This window comes from Alishewanella sp. WH16-1, assembly GCF_001441695.1.
GTDB classification, from domain to species: domain Bacteria; phylum Pseudomonadota; class Gammaproteobacteria; order Enterobacterales; family Alteromonadaceae; genus Alishewanella; species Alishewanella agri.
The window spans coordinates 1-22,408 of sequence record NZ_LCWL01000104.1 but is presented as its reverse complement, the minus strand read 5'-3'; the positions used below and the strand labels follow the sequence as shown (position 1 = coordinate 22,408).

Genomic DNA, 22,408 nt, shown 5'->3' with positions numbered 1-22,408 from the left:
ATTTGTGTATAAGAGACAGGGTAAAGCGGGGCAACAGCACGAGAGAAAATCAACAATAGCGGTTATTACGCCCTAGTCGGACATCGCCTGTAATTGAGCCTCAGCCGGATTAAACAGATGGTTCCACCACATGGCCGCTGCCAGCAGCAGCGCAAAGCCGGTTGCCAGATAAAAGCCGTAGCGCACATCGCCAAACCAGTCGCCGACTATACCCATCAGTAGTGGCCCCAGCGCGGCCGCCAGAGCGGTAAAGGCCAGGATCAGGCCTGCCGCTGCGCCATGTTGTTTGCGTGGGAAACAGCTGATGCCTTTAGAGTTTAGCGTGGGGTACATCATCGACATAAACAGGCCGGATAAGGGCATCAACCACAGCGCCCAGGCTACGCCATGCCACATACTAAGGACAAAACACAGCGCGATAACACTGCTAAACCAGGCCAGCAGAATGGTCCAGCTAAAGCGGGTCAGTAACCATTCCGCCAGAAAGCGGCCGATAGTCCGCAAAATAAAGAATACGGTAATGGCATGTGCGGCCAGTAAGGTCCACTGACCCTCATATTGCTGTAACAGAGTAGGTAACCAGACAAAGACCGCCACTTCAGTTGCGACATAGCAGGCAATGGCCAGCGAGAAGCCCAGCGCATAAGGATTTTTCACCAGGGCCAGAGTTTGCCAGATCGAGGCTTTAGGCTGTGGTGAGTAAAGCGGATAGTCCATGCGGTAGGCAATCAACAGTAACAGCGCACAAATAAAGCCGGCCACAAAATACAGCTGCTCCCAGGCCATCTCAAACATCAGCAGGATCGCAACCAGGGCCGGGCCAACGATGGCGCCCAGGCCAAAGAAACCCTCGACCCGGTTCATCAGCCGGGTATGGCTGGCAGAATTAGGGCTGATATCGCCAATCAGTGCCAGGGCGCCGGTTTTAAATAAGCCGATACTCAGACCGCATAGCCCCAACAATAAATTATAAAAGTAAAAGCTTTGCCCCAGCGCAAAGGCAAAACAGGCCAGAGAGTAGATCAGTAAACCAAACAGGATAATTTTCTTCCGGCCAAGCTGATCGGCCAGTTGGCCCAGAAATAGACCGGATAAGCCGATAAAAATCATCGGCACGTAATGAAAGGCGGCCGCTTGCGTCAGGCTAAGGTCAAACTGCTTGACCACTTCGGGAATAATCACCCCCACGGCATCCGTGGTCATGGCGAAGACGAAGAACATCAGGCAGGTCATCCATTTAACCTGGGTATAGGTGTGCGTCGGCACGGCGGTTGCCGCTGCGCTGCTGAGCTGTTGCATAGTCTAACCCTGTCTTATCGCTGTCATCAGTGCAGCGTTTTATTAGTGTGGCAGTCTGCGCTATGTGCAGCTGACCTTAGCCGCAGGTAGCATCAGTGGCTCAGGCTACTGCTTATCGGCAGACACTGACCATTTACGCTAACCCTGCTGTAATCGTTGTTACGGCTTAAAACTACACCTTAAACGTTTAAGTTGCAAGCCGCAATCAACGCTTTTGGCGAAAAATGCAACGCTTTTTAACAGCTATCGCGCAGGCGTAGCTCACAAGGTAAAAGCACATTTTCAGCGGTATCGCCGGCCAGCAGCATTCTGGCGGCAATACGGCCTTTTTCATCGCTATGCTGGGCGACGGTAGTCAGCGCCGGATAGCTACGCTCGGCCTCTTCAATGCCATCAAAGCCGACAATCCGCAGATCTTGCGGGATGTTAAGACCTAGTTGCCGGGCGACACTAATAGCACCAAGCGCAATCCGATCGCTCATACAAAGCAGCAGCGTTGGGCGGGGATGCTGCGTCAGAGCTTCACGGGCGGCGATTTGCGCGTAATGATGGTTATTAACCGGAATATGCCAGATTTGCTCAGCGTTTAATTCGCGTTGCTGCTGCTTGGCGGCGGCCAGATAGCCCTCGAGCCGGCGGCGGGAAATCGCTTCGTTCGCATCGTACAGCTCATGTTGTTGCAGCCGGCAGACCCGATCGGAATCTATCAACCTAAGCCCTAACACTGCGACCTTGCCAGGCTGTTTTTGCAGTGCATACTCAGCAATATCATAGGCATATTGATAGTTGTCGATATTAACCGAGCCGATACCACTGAGGTTACAGTCGACACAGAGTAGCGGTTTGCCGCTTTGCTTTACCCGTTCCAGTTGCTCCGGATTTTTTGGGCTGCCATAAATAATAAAGCCATCGGGCAGGGCTTCGGCGGTGCTGTGTACCGCTTTGGCACCGGATAACAGCAACATATCCTTGCCGGCGTCCTGCAGCACCTCGGCGATGCCTTTAATTAACTGATTAGCAACCGGATCGCTGACCGAATATTCCAGCGTATCTGACAGCAGAATGGCAATCATATCGGAGCGGCCGGTACGCAGGCTGCGGGCTGTGGCATTTGGGCCGCTAAAGCCGAGCTTTTCACTTTCCTGCAGAATATGTTTGCGCAGCTCTGCCGACAGTTGATCTGGGCGGTTAAAGGCGTTAGATACAGTCGCCACCGACACCCCAAGGTGTTTGGCCAGCGCTTTAAGGGTAACTTTTGGCATCAGGTTTTCCGGGTTTTGTGCGTATTAGCAGACAGAGCTGACAGATAAAACCACTCTAACTCAGTTTATCTTAAACGTTAAGATAAATTGTACTTTGGTTTTAGGATCTAGCTTGCCGGAGTGGAGGCGGAGCACAGGTTCCGGTACCGGGCTGAAATCTGGCCGGTATAAAAAAGGCGACCGCAGTCGCCTTAAAGTGTAATGCCGCGGTTGCTTAGAACTGATAGCGTAAGCCAACAGAGGCAGTGCGGCCGTTAATGGTGCGGGCGGTAATAATACCATTGGCCGGCACACTGCCTTGTTCAGCTTCCGTTAAACCGACTTTATCGAACAGATTATTGATATTCAGTGACACGGTCAGATCCCTGGCCAGCTCGTAACTGGCAAAGGCATTCACCTGGGTATAGGCGCCGAATTTCAAGTCGTTATTATCCTGGGCATAGGCAGCACTGGTGCCAATTAAACTGACACCAAATTGCGCCTGATCCAGCGTATAACGGGCTAACAGGTTATAAATTACATCGGCCTGACGCCTTGGCGTATTGCCGACTAACTCAGGATTCAGCGCATCTTTGCTGATCTCGGCATCGGTCCAGGTAATAGAGCCGCGCAGGTCCAGATCGCCGATGCGGTAGCTACTTTCCAGCTCAATACCTTTGGCCTGGTAAACGCGGTCAAAGAAGCGCTGGGTAGTGGCTTCAAAGTTCTGTTCATCCGTTTCGGCGAAAAACAGCGTCGCAAACAAATTCAGGTTACCGTGGCGGCTTTTGCTACCCAGTTCATATTGTTTCACCTGATCAATCGCATCTTCGCGGGCTACTGAGCCATCGGCGTTAACCTTACCGAACAACAGACGGTCGGCATTAGCACGGCCACCTTTACTGACGCGGCCAAACATGGCCCAGTCGTTATTAAACTGGTAGTTGGCGCCGACTGAGTACGAGTTGTAAGCCCAACCGTAGTTCACCAGTTGCGGATTGGCCAGATCAATACCGGACACACTCTGCTCGATAATACTGATCACCCCGTCGCCGTTCATATCACGGCTACTTTGTACCGCGCCGGCATAGCTACCGCTGGCACTGCCAATATCGCGGCGTACACTGGCTTCCAGCGACCAGTCGCCAAAGGCCCAACTGGCTGAAGCGTAAGGTGCCTTAATGCTGTAGTCAGTATCATAATTGCGCTGACAGCAGTTGCCCCAGAACGGCACGCCATAGGCGAGCTGGCCCTGTTCGGAGAAGGCGGTGCCGTTAGCGGCAAACACATTTAGCAGCTCAGCATTATCACCTTTTAACGCCATCAGATAGGAATTCCACAGCCAGGACATGCTGATGCTCTGATCAGCCAGGTAGTAGCCAAAGCTGACATCCACCTCGCCAAAACGGCGTGACAATTTCAGATCGTTAACGATGGAGCCAAAGTCATGCAGTTCGACATCAAAGGTATGAATACGCATCGCATTGCCGTTGCCGTACAAGTCGCCAGCTTGTGGGCCTACCGCATAGCGCACGGTAGCGCCACTGCCGGCAATGCTATTGGCAATCGACTGGGCGCTGTCGACTTCGGCCGGAAACAGCGTAATAAAGTTGCCACTGACTTCACTGATCCGAAAGCGGTTATCCAGGGTCCAGTTATCATCCAGGTCGAACTGCGCTTCGATACCAAAGCTATTAACCTGTGGGTTCATGCCATCGCGAACATCGCCGCGTGAGATCTGGTTGTCGCCGTTTAGCCGCACGGTCTGGGTTAAATAATCCGATTGCAGTGTGTCTTTTTTGGCATCGTAGCCGGGAACTGAACTGCCATCAGCATACATTGGCATCGGCATATAGCTGGTTACCCGGTCATTCAGATGTTTGGCGTAAAGCCGCACATAACCGCTGTCAAAGTCTTTGGTCAGGTTAGCTTTTAGCTGATAGCCACGCTCACCCTGATAACCCGGATCCCTTACGCCTTCGCCCTGGCGCACAAAGCCGCCAATATGAAAGCGCATATCGTTGTTAATATCGCCGCCATACTCAAAGTCGGTACGGAATTGATCATAATTCAGGCCGGTGGTCAGCGCGACGCTGCCGCCATTATCAAGCCCGGTTTTACTGATAAAGTTAATGACGCCACCCGGTGAGTTGCTGGCGAGGGTGCTGGCAGAGCCACCGCGAATCACCTCGAGCCGTGCCAGGGTAGCGTCAGCGCGGACAAAAATATCGGCGTTACCAAAGGCAATATCACCAAACTGGATCACCGGCAGGCCATCTTCCTGCAGGGTTAGAAATTTGGCGCCACCGGCAGCCACCGGCAAGCCACGCACTGCGATATTGGCATTACCCTCACCACCACTGGCTTCACTGCGCACACCCGGCAGCATACGGAACACTTCAGCAGTAGAGCGGGGCGCGGACGCATCGATATCTTCAAAGGTCAGGGTACTGACCGAGACGCTGGATTGCATTACGGTTTGATTGCGCGATACCGCACCCGTTACCAGAATACGCTCAAAGCCGAGGCCACTGGGGGCAGCGTCTGCGGCCGCGTCAGTTTGCTCTGCTGCCGTTGGTTCAGGCGCAGTTTCCTGCGCAATAAGTTGTTGAGAAGTTAAAGCGAGTGTAATGGCCAGCGCCAGGCTGGATAACGCAGGTTGCTGTTGCATCTTGGGTGTCTCCCTTGTCGATCTGGAATAGTATTTTTTATAAGCTGAAACGTTTAAGTTTACTGCCGTTAAAAAAATGCCGGTAGGCATTTTCAGTAGGGCAACCGACCAAAGCAGCGTGAGACAATCTCAATGACACGCTAAGACTGCTGGTTGGTTCAGGTACAACTATTATTATTTGGGTAAAACTTTATCAGTTAAAATTGTCTTAAACGTTTTACCTCTAAATTTTGTGGGCGTCAAGACTGTTTAATAACTACACAATAATTTTTTTATCACCAGTTAGGACTGTCAGGGTAAACTACAACAAGCCCTGGTATTGGAGTAACGAGTGAATTATCTGGCGCATGCGGCGCTGGCGCAGCCACAGCCGCAATCTTTAGTGGGCAATTTATTAGGTGACTTCTGCAAAGGCGTTGCCATTGATACGCTGGCGCAGCCAATTCAGGCCGGTTTAGCCAATCATCGGGCGGTGGATCGTTTTACCGATAGTCATCCACTGGTACGCGAAGCGCGTGCCTGTTTTAGTACTGAGCGCCGTCGTTTTGCGCCGGTGGCATTAGATGTGCTGTTCGATCATTTCTTGATCCAGCATTGGCAGCAGTTTTACGCCACGCCTTATCTGCAAGCCAAGTCAGAGCTCTACCTGCAATTGGCGACAGCGGAGCCTCTGATGCCGGAAGCGATGGCGGTGGTAATGCGTAAGGTACGCCAGCAAGACTGGTTGGCGGCCTATCAGCAGTTAGAGGGTGTAGCAATGGCGCTGGACCGCATTGCGCAGCGCATTCGTTTTGCTAACCGTTTTAGCGGTGCCGGACAGGATATCGAGCGCCATTATCCCAGGCTGGAACAGGCGTTTTTAAGCTTTTATCCCGAATTGCAGGCGCATGTCGCCGCGCTGGGATTGGAGCAGCCTGCTCAAATCCGAAGCCGGTAAACTCCAGAACCAGTATTAGCCTGCCGCCAGCCGGCCTTTCCAGTAGCTGCGCCAAAATTCGACCTGGGCTTCACTTTCCAGCTTTTCATGCTGTATCGACAGCGCGGCTTTATCCGCTGCTTTCTGATAGATATTGATATTTAGCCGTGAACCGTCGGCCAGGCCACAGCGCCAGTAGCGCCATTTTTCAGTTTGGCTGATATCAGGGCCGCGGCTAAGTGGAATATCGGCAAAGGCCTGTTCTCCGGCAACAAGTTGTTGCCAGAAGGCAAGGGCGTCGTCCATGCTGCCACTGAGTGTTTTATTAACCGAAACACTAAAACTGCCACTGCAATCCTGACCTACCACCCGCCGGCCAAGGTGTTGCTCAAACTGCACTGCCAGCATCTGACACCACCAGGGGCTAACGCCCTGTTCGGCTAGCAGAAGCGCAATTTCTTTATGGCTAAGTTGCTCAGCCTGCCGCGCAGTAAGCAACGCCAGCCAATGTGCCCAGATCTGGCCACTCCCTTTTTCAATAGCTGCTTCCGACATTGATATTGGCATCTTAAGGCTCTCAAGGGATCGTACTTTTTACATAGTAATATCCCGCAGTCAAAACGACCAGCTGTAAGCGATATTCAGAAAATCCATACCGGGATTGCGCTGTTCCAGATATCGTCATGACTCTGAATCTTCATTGCAGCCAGTGATTTAATGCTGTAGTCGATAGCTTTGCAGCTCGTTCTCAATACTGGATTGCAGTTTAAAAGTTAATGGCCTCAATAAAATTTCCGCGGCCAGCGCCGCATACAACCAGGGTAGACTTAGCACGCCAATACCAGATTGCATCACGCTTTGTTTAAATTCAGCACTGAAATAGAGCAGGCTTACCAAGCCGAGGAGAGTAATGATTAAAGCGCCGCTATAACAAAGTTGATATTGTAGTCGGTAAAGCGTCAGCAGTCTGGTTCGCTCAGCCAGGTTACCGCTTGGCTCTGCAAACAATGCACCTAAGTGCCTGACACTCAATTTAAGATTTTGCTTGCCTGCGGCAAGCAAGGTGACTGTTGGCACAAATAACAGCAAAAATACCAACGACACGATATCGAGATAAATACGGAATTGTCCGCTGCTGGCCAGACTAATAAGAAACAGCAACAGCGCGGTTAATAAAATTAGTGCGCTGATTTTTATGCCCTGATGCTGAAATGACCAGCCGGTTGCCGGGGGGTGTTCTTTTAAGCGCAATGCTTGTGGCGAGATATTCAAGGCTGCAGAGAGTGCCAGCAAAGATTCGGCTGAACCGCCACCTGCTTGCTCCAAACGCTGAATCGTTCTTAAACTTAAACCACTTTGTTTGGCCAACAGATCCTGGCTTAAGCTACGTTCTAGTCGTATTTGTTTTAGCTTCTCTGCACTGATATCCATCTGGTTTCTCCCGGAGCTTTTTTAGTAGCTTAGGCGGGACGGTCAACAAGCTGCAAGCGAAAACCACCCGGGGCAGATGTCAGATTGCCGCCAAAGCGACGACATTACACCGTCACAGCGCTTTTTTTCAGCAACTGACGGCACAAGGCTTTACAAAATAGCCAAAGCCGTTAGGCTGCCACTATTTATGGCTCGAACAAGCATTACAGCGAGGCACTATGCAACCCTTTATCTATCATATCGGCACTCAGGGACAACCCTGGGGCGAGGCAGAAAAACAACAATGGCTTGCCGAGCAACGCATCAAGCGCAGCTATCAGAGCGATGTGTTAAGTCAGTTGAGTGAACTGGAGTCGCAGTTTGAGGTCGTTCAATACGGTGAGCTGGATTATCAGGCGCAGGGCTTTAGCAGCTATCCGCTGTTTTTATTAAAAAGCCGCAACTGGCAGGCCGATAAACCGCTGGCGCTGGTCACCGGCGGTGTGCACGGTTATGAAACCAGCGGTGTGCATGGTGCGCTGCGCTTTGCTAAAGACCATGCGGCAGCTTATGTTGCCGACTTTAACCTGTTAATTGCGCCCTGTATCAGCCCCTGGGGTTATGAAACGATCAATCGCTGGAATCCGTTGGCGGTCGATCCAAACCGTTCCTTTATTGCCAATAGCCCGGCCGCCGAAGCCGGTTTGTTGCGCGATTATCTGCTGGCGTTGGGGATCACGCCTTTGGTGCATATTGATCTGCATGAAACCACGGATTCGGATAACAGTGAATTTCGTCCGGCCAAAGCCGCACGCGATGGCACGGTAAATACCAACTGGAATATTCCGGATGGCTTTTATCTGGTTGGCGACAGTGAAAATCCACAGCCGGATTTTCAAAAAGCCATGATTGATGAAGTGGTAAAAGTGACGCATATCGCCCCTGCTGATGAGCAAGGCTGTTTGATTGGTGAGCCGCTGGCGCAGTTTGGCGTCGTCAATTACCCGAAAAAATCCCTGGGGCTTTGTGGCGGCATGACCGCTGCGCGCTTTGTTACCACCACCGAAGTCTATCCGGACAGTCCCAGTGCCACGCCCGAACAGTGTATTCTGGCGCAGGTAGCCGCGGTAGTGGGTGGCTTAAACTATGTTCGGGCACAGCTGTCAGCAAAGTCGGCATAACCGGCATATTAAGCAGCATGAGTATTCAGATCCGCTTAATCAGCGCTGCCGATCTGGCGGCGGTGGTGGCGCTGCAGGATAGCTGTTACAGCGATAATCTGTATGAGCCACCGGAATTATTGGCAAGGCGGCTGACTGCAGCGCCGCAGAGTTGTTGGCTGGCAGAAAACTCAGCCGGTGAGCTGCTCGCTTATTTGTTTTGCTACCCCTCTGTAGCTGGCAAGGTGGCGCCACTGGGCAGTCCGTTTCAGGTTGCCAGCAAGCCGGAGCTGTTGTATTTACATGATATGGCGGTGAGCGCTAAGGCCAGAGGCTTAGGCCTGGCCAGCCGCTTGCTGCAGCAGGCCGAATACTTTGCCACAGAGCAGGGATTAACCCGGTTAGCGCTGGTAGCAGTACAGGGCTCGGTAAGCTACTGGCAGCGGCAGGGTTTTCTCGTACAAGAGACACTTAGCCCCGATGCTGAGGCGGCACTGCAGAGTTATACCGGGGAGCAGGCGCGGTATATGCTGAAGGCATTTTATACTGCTGCTTAAGTCAGTCGTTTTCGCGTACTTTATCGGAAAGCTTTTATCAGATAGCTTTTTCGGATGACTTTTATCAGCTAACTTTGCCCTATTGCGACAGCGGCAGCTATACTGATTGCTGCTTAAAGCAGCAACTGGCAGAGGAACCGCCATGCGTAATCCCATTGTTATCCTGCACGGCTGGAGTGATAACAGCCGTTCTTTTCGTGACTTAGCCCACTTTCTGCAAACCGAGTTTGGTGCTGCGGTACAACATCTGTATCTGACTGACTGGTTGTCATTACAGGATGAGATCAGTTATGGCGATCTGGCCGCGGCGATGCAACAAGCCTGGCTGGGTATGCAGCTGCCTACTTCGCCGCAAAGTGTCGATCTAATCGTCCACAGCACCGGTGCCCTGGTTAGCCGGCACTGGTTTACCCGTTATTATGCTGCGGCCACCAATCCGGTTAAACGTTTTCTGCAGCTGGCGCCGGCCAATTTTGGTTCGCCGCTGGCGCATAAAGGCCGCAGTTTCTATGGCCGGGCCGTGAAAGGCTGGAAGCAACCGGGCTTTCAAACCGGCGCTAATTTGTTATTTGGGCTGGAGCTGGCGGCCGACTATAGCCGGGAACTGGCTAAAGCCGATCTCTTTGCCGCTGAGTCCTGGTATGGTGCGGGCAGAATGCTCAGCACCATTTTTATTGGTAACCGCGGTTACAGCGGGATCAGCGCTATCGCCAACGAAGCCGGTTCAGATGGTACGGTGCGCATTGCCGGGGCAAACCTGAATTGCCGTTATCTGAAAGTGGCACTGGATGAGCAGCAAAACGTTAAGCCTGGCAGTTTGCAGCTGCGAAAAAGTCAGGGTGAAATCGCCTTTTCGGTGCTGCCAGATGAGCATCATGGCAGTATTATCGGTAATGGTAAAAAAGCCCCGCATAACCCGCTGACCTTAAAGCTGATTCGCCAGGCACTGCAAGTCGAGGATGCCGATTTTCAGGTTGGCAGCACAGGTCATTTTGCCTATCAGCAGCAGTTGGATAGCCAAAACCCGCCTGCCAACTGGCACGCGGATTTGCGCAGCCAGGTGCTTTGTAAGCTCCAGGATCAGCATGGCGATCCGGTCACCGATTACTTTTTAGAAATGTATCGCACGGCCAATGCCGATAGTCGCTTTGAACAAAGGCTGTATCAGCAGTTTTTACGGCACGTGCATCCGCATAGCCAGCAGCCACAAAACCGGGCGTTTTATTTTGATGTGGCGGCATTAAACGAGCTTAAACAAAGCCCGAACTTTCAGCAGTTGTTTTTAAGTTTTCATGCCCAGCCGCTGTTTAAGCCACCGCGGCAACCCGCAGGCTTTAGCGTGGTGCCAGCCAGTGCAGCTGCAGGGCTGCGCTTGGCAGTTGAGGAACTGGCGCAGATTTTTGCACCGCATCAAACACTGCTGTTGGATGTGGAATTAACGCGCCAGGTCGCTGAGTCGGTTTTTACTTTGCAGCGTCATTAAAGGCCGCACGCCAGCGTTGATAACGCTCAAGCGTTGGTTCCGGGCGCTCGGTATACCAGGCATAACCTTGCCGGCGTTCGAATGAGACCTGATGCACGTCATAATACAGTTCGCCATCACGATCGCCAAAGATCGGTCTGTTGGTCTGCAAAGCGTGGCCACAGCGGCCCGGCGCCGGCTTTGGCTTGCAGCACCCGCAGTTGCGGATGCCAGTGTTGATCAGTGATCGCATGGCGCGCTAACCAGCCGGCGGCAGCATGGATACTCTGCTGCAGTTTAACGGATGGCTTGGGCAAGCTGAGCAAAAAATCCAGCAGGCTGGCACTTTCCATTACCGCCAGCGCCGGCATTTCGTAGGCTCTGGCCCAGGCCGGTTGCAAGGTACGGTGATGATACTGTGCCGCCCACAGGCTCAACCCTGCCTCGTCCCGCTGTTGCAACTGCAGTAACAGCTTAAGGCCACGGCTAAAAGCCTGTCCGGCTTGTTGTTGCAAGCTGGCATCGACGAAGGCAAACTCAGTTTCAGCTGTACTTACGGCATACAGTAAGCTCAGTACCTCCTCGGTTACCTCATCGTTAAGCGTAATATGATCATGATAACCCCCGCGCAGCGGAAAGCTCTGCGGCCAGCCACCATTCGGGTACTGCGCCTGCAACAGCAAGGTTATACCGCGGTGAAACGCTTGCCGGTATAGCGGCTCAGCCTTTGCGTTATATGCCCGGGCCAGCACCCTTAATTGTGTCGTGGTGGCACTGTTGTCAAAGGTAGGCACATAGTTTGGCTCCACGCCCCAGTGCTGACCACTTTGTCGGGCAATACGCATATCGGTTCGCTTCGACCAGCCACCGCTTGGCGTTTGCAGGCTGAGTATGGCCTGCAATAATTCGAGTCCGGCCGCGCTATGATAAAACGCCGCCGGTAAGTCAGGCTCAAAGCCAAAGCGCCGGGTTGGCGTGGGTAAGCTAAAGTCGCTTTGGCGCAAAGCCTGCCGTTCAGCCTGTAGTGTCGCCTCATCTTGCTGCAGCAGCCTTGCAGAACGCGCGTAATATAGCTCCCAGCTGGTTGAAAGCAGCGGCTCTGACGGGCTGCTGCCGGCATGCAGTTCGCCGCAGAGCAGGGCGCCGCTCAGTAACAAAGGCCGCAATAATAAGAGCATTTTCAGTACCAAATTGATTAGTAAAAAAGCTACGCTAACCTGCGCTGGCCTCACAGGCAAAGTCAGGCCTGGGGTTTTTGTGCTTTTGTTCGTATCTGGAATTTCCCTGTCGCGGGAAATCACTTAGTCTGTAACACGGTCTGTTACGGAGAGTGCAAATTGAGAGTATTGCTAAGTGTACTGGTGTTAACCTTTGCTGCGCCGCTTTCAGCAGAGATTCTGGCGCAGCAGTTACCGGGTTTTTATCAGCAGCTGAAAGCAGAGCAACAGTTTAGTGCCGCCTGGCGCCCGGATAGCGCTCAGTCAATTCAGCAGTGGCGTACTGAGGCGCGGCAACTGCTGCGCGACGCACTGTTGTGGCCCGAGCAGCCGCTGGATTTTGCGGCTGAACAACTGATGGTTGAACAGCGCGATGGCTATCAGGCCGAGCGCTGGCAGCTTAATCTGACGCCAGAAAACCGGGTTACCGTTTCGGTGCTGCGCCCGGCAGGTGAGGGGCCTTTCCCGGCGGTACTGCTGCTGCATGATCACGGCGCTTATTTTTTAATTGGTAAAGCCAAGTTGATCAAACCCTTTGCCAGGGATCCCGATCTCGCCAAGGCGGAGGCCTGGACTAAACGTTATTACGATGGCCGTTTTATCGGTGATGAGTTAGCGGCTCAGGGGTATCTGGTGCTGGCAGCAGACTCGCTGGGTTTTGGTGAACGGGGACCGTTAAATGCCGATGCGCAGCAGGCACTGGCTGCGAATTTCTTTCAGCTCGGGCGCTCACTGGCCGGTTTGGCGGCTTATGAAGACTTGCGCTTGGCAGCCTTTCTTGCCCAGTTGCCGCAGGTCGATAACACTCGCATTGCTGCATTGGGTTTTTCAATGGGCGGGTTTCGGGCCTGGCAACTGGCGGCGCTGACGGATGATATCAAAGCCGCGGCGACCATTAGCTGGATGACTACCAGTGATACTGCTATGACGCCGGGCAATAATCAATTACGCGGCCAAACGGCGTTCTGGATGTTACATCCCGGGTTGGCAGCGAAACTGGATTACCCGCATCTGGCGGGCATAGCAGCACCTAAACCGGCATTGTTTATCAGTGGTGCTAAAGATCGTCTGATGCCTGCGGCCGGCACTGAGCAGGCTTTTGCCACGATGCGACAAATCTGGCAGGCGCATGGTGCCGGCGAAAAGCTGGTGACTGAGCTTTGGCCGGAGTACGGGCATCAGTTTTCGGCGGCGCAGCAGCAGCGGGTATGGCGTTGGCTGGAGGAGGTGTTTGCTAAGCCTGCTGCTGCAGATAATCATTAGCGTTGAGAGCTGAGCATCCGGCGCGTTTAGCCGCCGGATGCAACGAGCCAGAACCTGCGTAACGATGAGCATCAGTAGCGTTGAGATTGGGGCAGCGCCCTTAGCAGGGTAGTAATTTTCTCCACCGGCTTCAAGGATCACATCCCTGTGCCCTTTCAGCCTCCGCAGCATCCCTGCTGCTGTTACGAAAATTCTACCGCAGCCAAGGGCTTAAATAGTATCTGGTATGCATCACGAAAAATATCATAGAGAACAGCAGATATAAGACGAGGTGGTAAGCATTCCGTGCACTTTGTAAGGGAATGTATTTTTCAGGGATGAAAAATGCAAGCGTACAGGGATGTATTCACAGCGTGTCCCGTCAAAGTTGTACGGTGTGCTTGCAACCGTATGCACAGATCTGGGACTCTATCTCTAACGCCGGATGGGGATAACTTGATAGTTCACCCGTAGACGACGGATTTGAGGATTCTTAAGGTAGTAACAACCAAATCACTACTGATCTAAACCCCCTGCGATCTGGTATAGTCCGCTTATTTCCCTGAATACAGAGCAACATATGCAATACACCACTTTAGGCAGCAGCGGCCTGCGGGTGTCACGGGTTTGTCTGGGTACCATGACCTGGGGCCAGCAAAATACTCAGGCAGATGCCGATGCGCAACTGGCGCTGGCACTGGATGCCGGCGTGAATTTTATCGACACTGCAGAAATGTATGCGATTCCACCGCGGCCAGAAACCTATGGCGCCACCGAGCAGATTATTGGCAACTGGTTAAGCCGTAATAGCGCCAGACGAGAACAGTTAGTGCTTGCTACCAAGATCGCCGGTAATGGCCTGGCGCATATCCGCGACGGGAGCGATATTAGCCCGCAAAGTCTGGTCGCCGCAGTCGAGGGGTCGCTTAAGCGGTTACAGACAGACTATATTGATTTATACCAGCTACACTGGCCAAATCGCCGTTCGCCGCACTTTGGCCGGCATGCCGTGAATCAGGTACGCTTTAGTGAAACGGATAGCATAGCGCAGCAAGCAGAGATGCTGGCGATTCTGGAAACGCTTGGCAAGCTGGTGCAGGCTGGCAAGATCCGCTATTGCGGCCTGTCGAATGAAACGCCCTGGGGGATTAGCCAGTACCTAAAGTTCAGCGCACAGCATAACCTACCGCGGATGGTCTCGATTCAAAACGAGTTTGGCCCGCTGCATACCAAAGACTGGCCCTATCTAATTGAGCAATGCCAGCACGAGAATATCGCCTATTTACCCTGGTCACCGCTGGCAGGTGGTGCCCTAACCGGTAAGTATCTGGACGGGCAACGACCGGCTGCAAGCCGCTGGACCCTGGTGCAGCGCAATGGTTTATTTCGCGACACACCAGAGTCAAATGCGGCGATCCGTGCTTTTTGTGAACTGGCTGCCGCCCATCAGCTAAGCGCGGCGCAATTGGCGCTGGCCTGGGTGAATCAGGTTGATGGTGTCAGTTCGACCATTATCGGCGCCACCAGTACCAGCCAGTTAGCAGAAAATCTGGCCGCCTTTGAGCTGACATTGAATCACGAGTTACTAGCTGGCGTAACCGAATTTCTGCGCCAGCACTCACTGCCGTTTTAGCCACTTTACAATGGCAGGGGGTCAGGTGTTACAGTAACAGCTAATATGCAGCAGTTGAGGTATTACCGTGACCAGAGAGAATCAATCGGATTGCCAGCAATCAGCTTGTTGTGCAAAAGTGCAGCCTGAGCAAGAGCCTGTTACTAAAGCCGCCAGCCACGATGCTCAGTGGCATAGCCTTTATCATATTCCGAAAATGGATTGTCCATCGGAAGAGCGATTAATCCGTCTGGCATTGCAGGACCTGGATGGGATTGTGCAACTCGAGTTTGATCTGGCACAGCGTCAGCTGGCGATCTTGCATCAGGGCGATGCAACGATGATCACCAAAAAGCTGCAAAGTTTGGGGTTGGGAGCACAGCTTTCCGTCTCACGTGCCGCATCCGTAGCTGATCGCCAAAGCTTTACCGCTGATCCGGCAGCTGAAAGACGTACACTTTATTGGTTGCTGGCAATCAACGCTATGATGTTCGTGCTGGAGTTTGCTGTTGGCATAGTCGCGCAGTCAATGGCGCTGCTCGCCGACTCATTAGACATGTTTGCTGATGCAGCGGTTTATTTGCTGGCCTTATTCGCCGTCGGCAAAGGATTACAGTTACAGCTTCGGGCTGCCAAAGTGGCAGGCTGGTTACAGGCGATTCTGGCGCTTGGCGTGTTAGCCGAGGTTGTACGCAGAGCACTATATGACAGTGAGCCGCAGTCAACGCTGATGCTGGGCATGGCCAGTCTGGCGTTAGTAGCAAACGTTAGTTGCTTGGTGTTACTGGCTAAACATCGGCAGGGTGGCGTTCATATGAAAGCCAGCTGGATCTTTTCGGCTAACGATGTATTGATTAACTTTGGAGTGATTCTGGGCGCGTTGTTAGTCGCATGGACCGGCTCGGCTTATCCGGATTTGCTGGTAGGGGCTGTTGTTGGCGCTATCGTGTTGTTGGGCGCCAAACGGATATTGGCGTTAAGAAGCTAGCCTTTATGACAGTTTTATGAAGTTTAGCGCCATGACTTGATATATGAAAAAACATATATACAATGCAGTATATATGTGTTTTTACTTACATGGGTTCAGCATGGCGTTAGCGAAAATCCTTTTTATCTGCACCGAAAATTCGGCGCGCTCCATTATGGCGGAAGCGATAGCCCGACATAAATATGCCGATCGTTTTGAAGTTTATAGCGCCGGTAGCCACCCGGGCACCGCCGATAGCCGGGCATTGGCAGTATTAAACTCGCATGGCATTAGCACCGAAGGTTTGTTTTCCAAGCCCCTGAGCGCGCACCGGCAGCAGCATTTCGATTATGCCATCGTACTGTGCAGCAAAACCGCTGCTGAGTGTGCCCATGATATTTCAGCCAAACATCTGCTGGCCTGGGATTTTAGCGATCCCAAACAACAGGGTACTCTCAAAGCCTTTGAAACGACCTTGCATGAACTGGCTGAACGGCTGAGTATGTTTGTGCTGCTGTATGACAAACAACATCAGCACGAGCCACTCACCGCACTAAATCTGTGCAAATTACTGTCTGACGACACCCGTCTTAATACCGTACTACTGATCCAGGCGGAGCAGGAGCTGTGTGTCTGTGAGCTGACGGCCGCCCTTGTCGAAACGCAGCCAAAAATTTCCCGGCATTTAGCAATGCTCCGTAAAGCCGGCTTGTTACAAGACCGCCGGCAAGGGCAGTGGGTGTATTATCGCCTGGCCGAAGATTTACCGTTGTGGGCCAGCGAAAGCATTAAGCAATTTGCCACTGCCAGCGCCAGTAGCATCCAGCCGCTATTAGCTAACCTGAACGCGATGGGCGAACGGCCGGTACGTGAACAGCTTTGCTGTAGTTAATAACGCAATCTGGAGTGATCTTTTGGGCATTTTTGAACGCTATTTAACCCTTTGGGTGGCACTGGCGATGCTCGCCGGCGTGCTGGGTGGTCTGGCGGTACCTGCCGTATTTCAGCAAGTTGCCGCGCTGGAATTTGCTCATGTCAATCTGGTGATCGCCGTCTTTATCTGGATCATGATTTATCCAATGATGGTGCAGATTGATTTTAGTGCCATTAAAGACGTCGGCAAAAAACCAGCGGGAATAGTGCTGACGCTGGTGGTCAACTGGCTGATCAAACCCTTTACGATGGCGCTGCTTGGCTGGTTATTTTTTAAAGTGCTGTTTGCCGGCTGGGTTGACCCGCAAACCGCTACTGAATATATCGCCGGTATGATTCTACTTGGGGTAGCGCCCTGTACCGCTATGGTGTTCGTCTGGAGTCAATTAACTAGAGGCGACGCCAACTACACGCTGGTCCAGGTATCGGTAAATGACCTGATTCTGATCTTTGCCTTTGCGCCTTTAACGGCGCTGTTGCTGGGTGTAACGGAGATTTTTGTGCCCTGGCACACGTTAGTGATATCAGTATTGCTGTATGTTGTCTTACCGCTGATCGCAGGTGTATTAACCCGCCAGCTGCTGGCGAAAGAGCCTACCAGACTGGCTGCCTTTCTCGCCGGAATTAAACCCTTTTCCATTGCTGGCCTGGTTGCCACCGTGTTGCTGTTATTCGCACTACAGGCAGAGACCATTATCCGGCAACCCCTGGCGATTGGCCTGATTGCGATACCGCTGTTGATCCAAACCTATGCCATCTTTGCCTTAACCTACTTTGCCGGCTGTAAATTGCGGTTACCGCATCAAGTCGCGGCACCGGCCAGCATGATTGGCGCCAGTAATTTCTTTGAACTGGCGGTTGCAGTAGCCATTGCTCTCTTTGGTTTGCACTCCGCAGCGGCGCTGGCGACCGTGGTTGGCGTCCTGGTCGAGGTGCCGGTGATGCTATCGTTGGTATGGTTTGCCAATCGTACCCGGCACTGGTTTAAAACAAGCTGACACTCAGCCTTTTGGAGCGATTTATGCCACACCCTTATGATGTGCTACAGGTTAATGATGCGAACAACAGAGCGTGGCGATTCATTGCAAAGGCGGCTCAGGTCGCACTTCGCTGGCAGCAGCACAATTGCTGGCCGAACGCGGTGTCGCTAAAGCACAGATCCTGAGCAGTATTAAGCAGATCCGGCCGCATGCGCTAAGCCTGCCGCCACATATTGATTATTTTAACGCGCTAGCTGGCGCCTGACAGAAGGATTTACTGATGACGATTAAAGTTGGCATTAACGGCTTTGGCCGGATTGGCCGCCTGGCCCTGCGTGCGGCCTTTGACTGGCCAGAGTTCGAGTTTGTACAGATCAATGATCCGGCGGCCGATGCCGCAACCTTTGCCCATTTACTGAACTTTGACTCAGTCCATGGCCGCTGGCAGCATCAAGCTGAGGCGGTTGGCGATACTATACGCATTAATGGCAAAACCATTCAGGTCAGTGGCAATAAAGCTATTGCCGATACCGACTGGTCCGGTTGTGATCTGGTGATTGAAGCTTCGGGTAAGATGAAAACCAAAGCAGTGCTACAAGCTTATCTGGAGCAGGGTGTAAAGCGGGTGGTGGTAAGCGCACCGGTAAAAGAAGCCGGGGTGCTGAATGTGGTGATGGGGGTTAATCAGCAGTTATTTAATGCCGCCGAACATCGCATTGTTACTGCAGCCAGTTGTACCACTAACTGTTTAGCGCCGGTGGTTAAGGTGATCCACGAACAACTGGGGATTAAGCATGGCTCTATTACCACGATTCATGATTTAACCAATACGCAATCGATTTTAGATACGCCCCATAAAGACTTACGCCGGGCCCGCGCTTGTGGTGCCAGTTTAATTCCGACCACCACCGGGTCAGCGACCGCTATTACCGAGATCTTTCCGGAGTTAAAGGGCCGCTTAAATGGCCATGCGGTGCGGGTGCCACTGGCTAATGCCTCGTTAACGGATTGCGTGTTTGAAGTCGAGCGCGCCACCAGCGCCGAGGAAGTGAATGCCATGCTTAAGGCTGCCGCTGAAGGTGAGCTGGCAGGAATTTTGGGTTATGAAAGCCGGCCGCTGGTATCGGTGGATTATAAAACCGACCCACGCTCCAGCATTATTGATGCCTTATCGACCATGGTGGTCAATGGCACTCAGGTCAAAATTTATGCCTGGTACGACAACGAATGGGGCTATGCCAACCGGACGGTCGAACTGGCGAAGTTAGTCGGTTTGGCAGACTAAATGACGATATGATGACTATGCGCAGCGACGTTAAACAATATCTGGTCGTTACCGGTAATTATTGGGCCTTCACCTTGACCGACGGCGCGCTGCGCATGCTGATTGTGCTGCATTTTTATCAGCTGGGTTACTCGCCGCTGGCGATTGCCTCGTTATTCTTGTTCTACGAGTTTTTCGGGATTGTGACTAACCTCACCGGCGGTTGGCTCGGCGCCCGGCTCGGCTTAAACAAGACGATGAATATCGGTTTGTTTCTGCAGATTATTGCGCTCAGTATGTTGTTAGTGCCTGCCGATATGTTAACGGTACTCTGGGTCATGGTGGCGCAAGCGATCTCGGGTATTGCCAAAGATCTGAATAAAATGAGTGCGAAAAGCGCCATCAAGCTATTGCTACCGGATGAGGCGCAAGGCGCGCTGTATAAGTGGGTGGCGGTATTAACCGGTTCCAAAAATGCGCTAAAGGGCGTCGGGTTTTTCCTCGGTGGTCTATTGCTGGCGTTGCTGGGATTTCAGGGCGCAATGGCAGCGATGGCGGCTGCGCTCTTGCTGGTGTGGATCCTCAGTTTGTTGCTGCTGAAAAAGGATCTGGGGAGAAAAAGTTTCAAACCCAAATTTACCGAGTTGCTGTCAAAAAGTGCCAGTTTAAACTGGCTATCGGCGGCGCGGTTTTGTTTGTTTGCCTCGCGCGATGTCTGGTTTGTGATAGCCCTACCTATTTATCTTGCCAGCAGCGCCGGTTGGTCACAAAGTGCGGTCGGGGCCTTTTTAGCCTGCTGGGTGATTGGTTATGGCATAGTGCAAGCTCTTACGCCAGCACTTACCCGCAGCAGTAAAAAGGCGCCACCGGCAGCCGGTACAGCGCTGCATTGGGCGTTGGTGCTGGCTGCCTTACCCTGGCTGATCGGCCTGGCGATGCTATTTAGTGGCGAGCCGTTGTGGGCGCTGCTGCTCGGTTTGCTGCTCTACGGTGCGGTATTTGCCATTAACTCCAGTTTGCACAGCTATTTAATTGTGGCCAGTGCCAATCGTGACGGTGTCTCGCTGGATGTCGGCTTTTATTATATGGCAAACGCGGCCGGGCGCTTAGTCGGCACTTTATTATCCGGCTGGGCGTTTCAGGCCTATGGTTTAGTGGCGTGTTTGTGGATCTCAGGGTTACTGTTGCTCGGGGCTGTGGCTTGTACCTGGGCATTGCGGCGCTGTCAGACATCGGCACAGGTAACGGGTTGAGCAGATTAATTTTTCTTTTGTTGTTTTTTTACACTAGACTGAAGCGGACTGGAACAAAAAAACAGCAAGAGGAGAGTGATATGCGTTGGTCTGCTTCAATTTTAGCGTTATCTTGCGCCGCTTTATTAGCGGCCTGCTCGCCACCGGCAGAGCAAAAAACGACTACTCCGCCACCACAGGCAGCGGTAAGTCAGACAGTGCCGCAGTATTCGGCTGAAACCTTTTTTAACACCACCACCCTCTATGGCTCTTCACTAAGTCATGACGGCAGTGCGGTACTGGTAACCAGCGATGCCAGTGGTATTTTTAATGTCTACCGTTATCCGGTAGATGGCAGCGCCCCAACGCAGTTAACCCAATCGACCAGCGATGCCTATAACGGTATCAGTTGGTTTCCTAAGGATGATCGCTTTTTATATACCGCTGATCAGGGTGGCAATGAGTTAAACCACGTTTATGTGCAACTACCCGATGGCAGCAGCAAAGATTTAACACCGGGCGACAAGCTTAAGGCGCAGATGGTGGGCTGGCATCAGGACGATGTGCATTTCTTTATTATGACCAACGAGCGGGATAACCGCTTTTTCGATTTGTATCAATACAGCAGTGTGGACTACAGCCGTAGCATGTTGTTTGAAAACAATACCGGTTTTAATTTAGAAGCGGTCAGTCCGAATGGCCGCTATCTGGCGCTTAGCCGCACTAACTCTAACTCTGACTCCGATCTGTTTTTGGTCGATTTACAGGCCGATAAAGCAGAACCTAAGTTGATTACGCCTACCGATGGCAATATCCAACATGGGGCTTATACCTTTACCGTTGATAATAAGGCCTTGATTTACAGTACCAATGGTCATGGCGAATTTAATCAAGCCTGGCGTTATGATCTGGCGACGGCTGAACACAGTCCCTATATCGCCGCCGATTGGGATGTTTCTTTCCTGTATTTCTCTAAATCAGGCCGTTATCAGGTGGTGGGGGTGAATGCCGATGCCCGCACTGAGTTAACCATTACCGATCTGAGCAGCGGGCAAAAACTGCAAATGCCGGCTTATCCAGCCGGCGATTTACGGGGAGTCAGTTTCTCGGCCGATGAAAACACCATGGTGTTTTATGTGAACTCAGATACCTCACCGTCAAACTTATTCGTCTGGCGTCTGGGCACCGATAGCGTGGCCCAGCTAACGCAAACCCTGGCTGCGGGTATGGATGCCGCGCATCTGGTGCAAAGCTCGATCGAGCGCTTTAAAAGTTTCGATGGCCTGGAAATTCCTGGTTTACTGTATAAACCTAAGCAGGCCAGTAGCAGCAACAAAGTCCCCGGCATTATCTGGATCCACGGTGGTCCAGGTGGCCAAACCCGCCAGGGCTACAGTGCGATGATGCAGCATCTGGTCAATCATGGTTATGCGGTGTTTGGTGTTAATAACCGGGGTTCGTCTGGTTACGGTAAAACTTTCTACCATCTTGATGATAAGCGGCATGGTGAAGATGACTTACAAGACATCGTCTATGGTAAAAAGTACCTGCAAAGCCTGGATTGGATTGATGGCGACAAGATAGTGGTCATGGGGGGTAGCTATGGTGGCTATCTGACGATGGCGGCACTGGCCTTTACCAATGAGTTTGATGCCGGCATTAATATCTTCGGTGTTACCAACTGGGTTCGGACGCTGGAGAGTATTCCGCCATGGTGGGAGAGTTTCCGTCAGTCGCTGTACGATGAGTTAGGCGATCCGGCCGTTGATGGCGAACGTTTGCGCCGTATTTCGCCGCTGTTTCATGCCGGTAATATTAAAGCCCCGGTATTGGTCGTGCAGGGCGCTAACGACCCGCGGGTGTTACAGGTTGAGAGCGATGAGATGGTGGCGGCGATCCGTGCTAATAATGTGCCGGTGGAGTATGTGTTGTTCCCGGACGAAGGCCATGGGTTTGCGGTAAAAGCTAATCGGATTAAGGCGCAGGAGGCGTATTTAAGTTTCCTGCGAACGCATCTGAAGTAACGGGGTGTTGTTTGATTAAAGCGCCGCAGCGAATTACTGCGGCGTTTTTATTGGTGATGGATTGTTGCAGTAATGTTGCTGCCATAATTACAGCGTATGATATGGTGATAAGTTAGAAGCTGCAGTGGCAAAGAGCGCCGCATCCGGCGGCAAGCCACGGTTGGAACCTGCGTAATTTTGGGTAAAAGTAGCGGCTAGAGTGGGGCAACGCCCTTAGCAGG

At 52.4% G+C, this 22,408-nt stretch carries 18 protein-coding genes and 1 pseudogene; 13 read left to right on the top strand and 6 right to left on the bottom strand.

What is annotated here, in order from left to right:
* Positions 1-72 precede the first annotated feature (72 nt).
* From AAY72_RS10845 to AAY72_RS10835, 3 genes are all read right to left on the bottom strand, one after another.
* Positions 73-1,299 (bottom strand): sugar MFS transporter, encoded by a 1,227-nt coding sequence (locus AAY72_RS10845; RefSeq protein WP_057787466.1) that lies wholly within the window; start codon positions 1,297-1,299, stop codon positions 73-75.
* A 236-nt stretch (positions 1,300-1,535) separates the two neighbouring features.
* Positions 1,536-2,561 carry a LacI family DNA-binding transcriptional regulator gene (locus AAY72_RS10840; protein ID WP_057787464.1) on the bottom strand — a complete coding sequence of 342 codons (1,026 nt, stop codon included), beginning with the start codon at positions 2,559-2,561 and terminating at the stop codon, positions 1,536-1,538.
* 214 nt (positions 2,562-2,775) lie between these two features.
* Positions 2,776-5,211, bottom strand: a complete 2,436-nt coding sequence (locus tag AAY72_RS10835) for a TonB-dependent siderophore receptor (protein WP_057787462.1) — start codon at positions 5,209-5,211, stop codon at positions 2,776-2,778.
* Between the two features lie 331 nt (positions 5,212-5,542).
* Here AAY72_RS10835 and AAY72_RS10830 point away from each other — a divergent pair, with 331 nt between their 5' ends.
* The gene (locus AAY72_RS10830) at positions 5,543-6,148 is read left to right on the top strand and encodes an ACP phosphodiesterase (protein WP_057787460.1); all 606 of its coding nucleotides are present in this window, start codon (positions 5,543-5,545) and stop codon (positions 6,146-6,148) included.
* Positions 6,149-6,163: 15 nt separating this feature from the next.
* Here the strand turns inward: AAY72_RS10830 and AAY72_RS10825 are convergent, their stop codons facing one another.
* Positions 6,164-6,694, bottom strand: coding sequence for a hypothetical protein (locus AAY72_RS10825; protein ID WP_057787458.1), 531 nt, complete (start codon positions 6,692-6,694; stop codon positions 6,164-6,166).
* A gap of 147 nt (positions 6,695-6,841) precedes the next feature.
* Entirely contained in the window at positions 6,842-7,558 is a 717-nt protein-coding gene (locus AAY72_RS10820; protein WP_057787456.1) for a helix-turn-helix domain-containing protein, read from the bottom strand.
* Between the two features lie 218 nt (positions 7,559-7,776).
* On the opposite strand from AAY72_RS10820, the gene AAY72_RS10815 reads away from it, so the two are divergent.
* From AAY72_RS10815 to AAY72_RS10805, 3 genes are all read left to right on the top strand, one after another.
* Positions 7,777-8,718 (top strand): M14 family metallocarboxypeptidase, encoded by a 942-nt coding sequence (locus tag AAY72_RS10815; protein WP_057787454.1) that lies wholly within the window; start codon positions 7,777-7,779, stop codon positions 8,716-8,718.
* Between the two features lie 17 nt (positions 8,719-8,735).
* Entirely contained in the window at positions 8,736-9,254 is a 519-nt protein-coding gene (locus AAY72_RS10810; RefSeq protein ID WP_057787452.1) for a GNAT family N-acetyltransferase, read from the top strand.
* A 142-nt stretch (positions 9,255-9,396) separates the two neighbouring features.
* Positions 9,397-10,737: a triacylglycerol lipase gene (locus tag AAY72_RS10805; RefSeq protein ID WP_057787450.1), complete on the top strand. Its 1,341-nt coding sequence runs from the start codon at positions 9,397-9,399 to the stop codon at positions 10,735-10,737.
* Here AAY72_RS10805 and pelA read toward each other — a convergent pair.
* Positions 10,718-11,561: pseudogene (pelA, locus tag AAY72_RS16940) on the bottom strand (pectate lyase). The gene AAY72_RS10805 and the pseudogene pelA sit on opposite strands and share 20 nt — an antisense overlap.
* A gap of 492 nt (positions 11,562-12,053) precedes the next feature.
* Between pelA and AAY72_RS10795 the strand changes: the two are divergent.
* The 9 genes from AAY72_RS10795 (at position 12,054) to AAY72_RS10755 (ending at position 22,187) form a co-directional block, all read left to right on the top strand.
* Positions 12,054-13,196, top strand: a complete 1,143-nt coding sequence (locus AAY72_RS10795) for a dienelactone hydrolase family protein (RefSeq protein ID WP_057787448.1) — start codon at positions 12,054-12,056, stop codon at positions 13,194-13,196.
* 559 nt (positions 13,197-13,755) lie between these two features.
* Positions 13,756-14,808, top strand: a complete 1,053-nt coding sequence (locus tag AAY72_RS10790) for an aldo/keto reductase (protein WP_057787446.1) — start codon at positions 13,756-13,758, stop codon at positions 14,806-14,808.
* Between the two features lie 118 nt (positions 14,809-14,926).
* Entirely contained in the window at positions 14,927-15,775 is an 849-nt protein-coding gene (locus AAY72_RS10785) for a cation transporter (protein ID WP_369815356.1), read from the top strand.
* Between the two features lie 100 nt (positions 15,776-15,875).
* The gene (locus AAY72_RS10780; RefSeq protein WP_057787468.1) at positions 15,876-16,646 is read left to right on the top strand and encodes a metalloregulator ArsR/SmtB family transcription factor; all 771 of its coding nucleotides are present in this window, start codon (positions 15,876-15,878) and stop codon (positions 16,644-16,646) included.
* A 22-nt stretch (positions 16,647-16,668) separates the two neighbouring features.
* Positions 16,669-17,685, top strand: a complete 1,017-nt coding sequence (gene arsB, locus AAY72_RS10775; protein WP_057787442.1) for an ACR3 family arsenite efflux transporter — start codon at positions 16,669-16,671, stop codon at positions 17,683-17,685.
* A 73-nt stretch (positions 17,686-17,758) separates the two neighbouring features.
* Entirely contained in the window at positions 17,759-17,932 is a 174-nt protein-coding gene (locus AAY72_RS10770; RefSeq protein WP_231728955.1) for a hypothetical protein, read from the top strand.
* 15 nt (positions 17,933-17,947) lie between these two features.
* Positions 17,948-18,952, top strand: a complete 1,005-nt coding sequence (locus AAY72_RS10765; RefSeq protein ID WP_057787440.1) for an ArsJ-associated glyceraldehyde-3-phosphate dehydrogenase — start codon at positions 17,948-17,950, stop codon at positions 18,950-18,952.
* 8 nt (positions 18,953-18,960) lie between these two features.
* The gene (gene arsJ, locus AAY72_RS10760; protein WP_057787438.1) at positions 18,961-20,184 is read left to right on the top strand and encodes an organoarsenical effux MFS transporter ArsJ; all 1,224 of its coding nucleotides are present in this window, start codon (positions 18,961-18,963) and stop codon (positions 20,182-20,184) included.
* An 80-nt stretch (positions 20,185-20,264) separates the two neighbouring features.
* On the top strand, positions 20,265-22,187 hold the full coding sequence (locus AAY72_RS10755) for a S9 family peptidase (protein ID WP_057787436.1): 1,923 nt from the start codon (positions 20,265-20,267) through the stop codon (positions 22,185-22,187).
* Positions 22,188-22,408 lie beyond the last annotated feature (221 nt).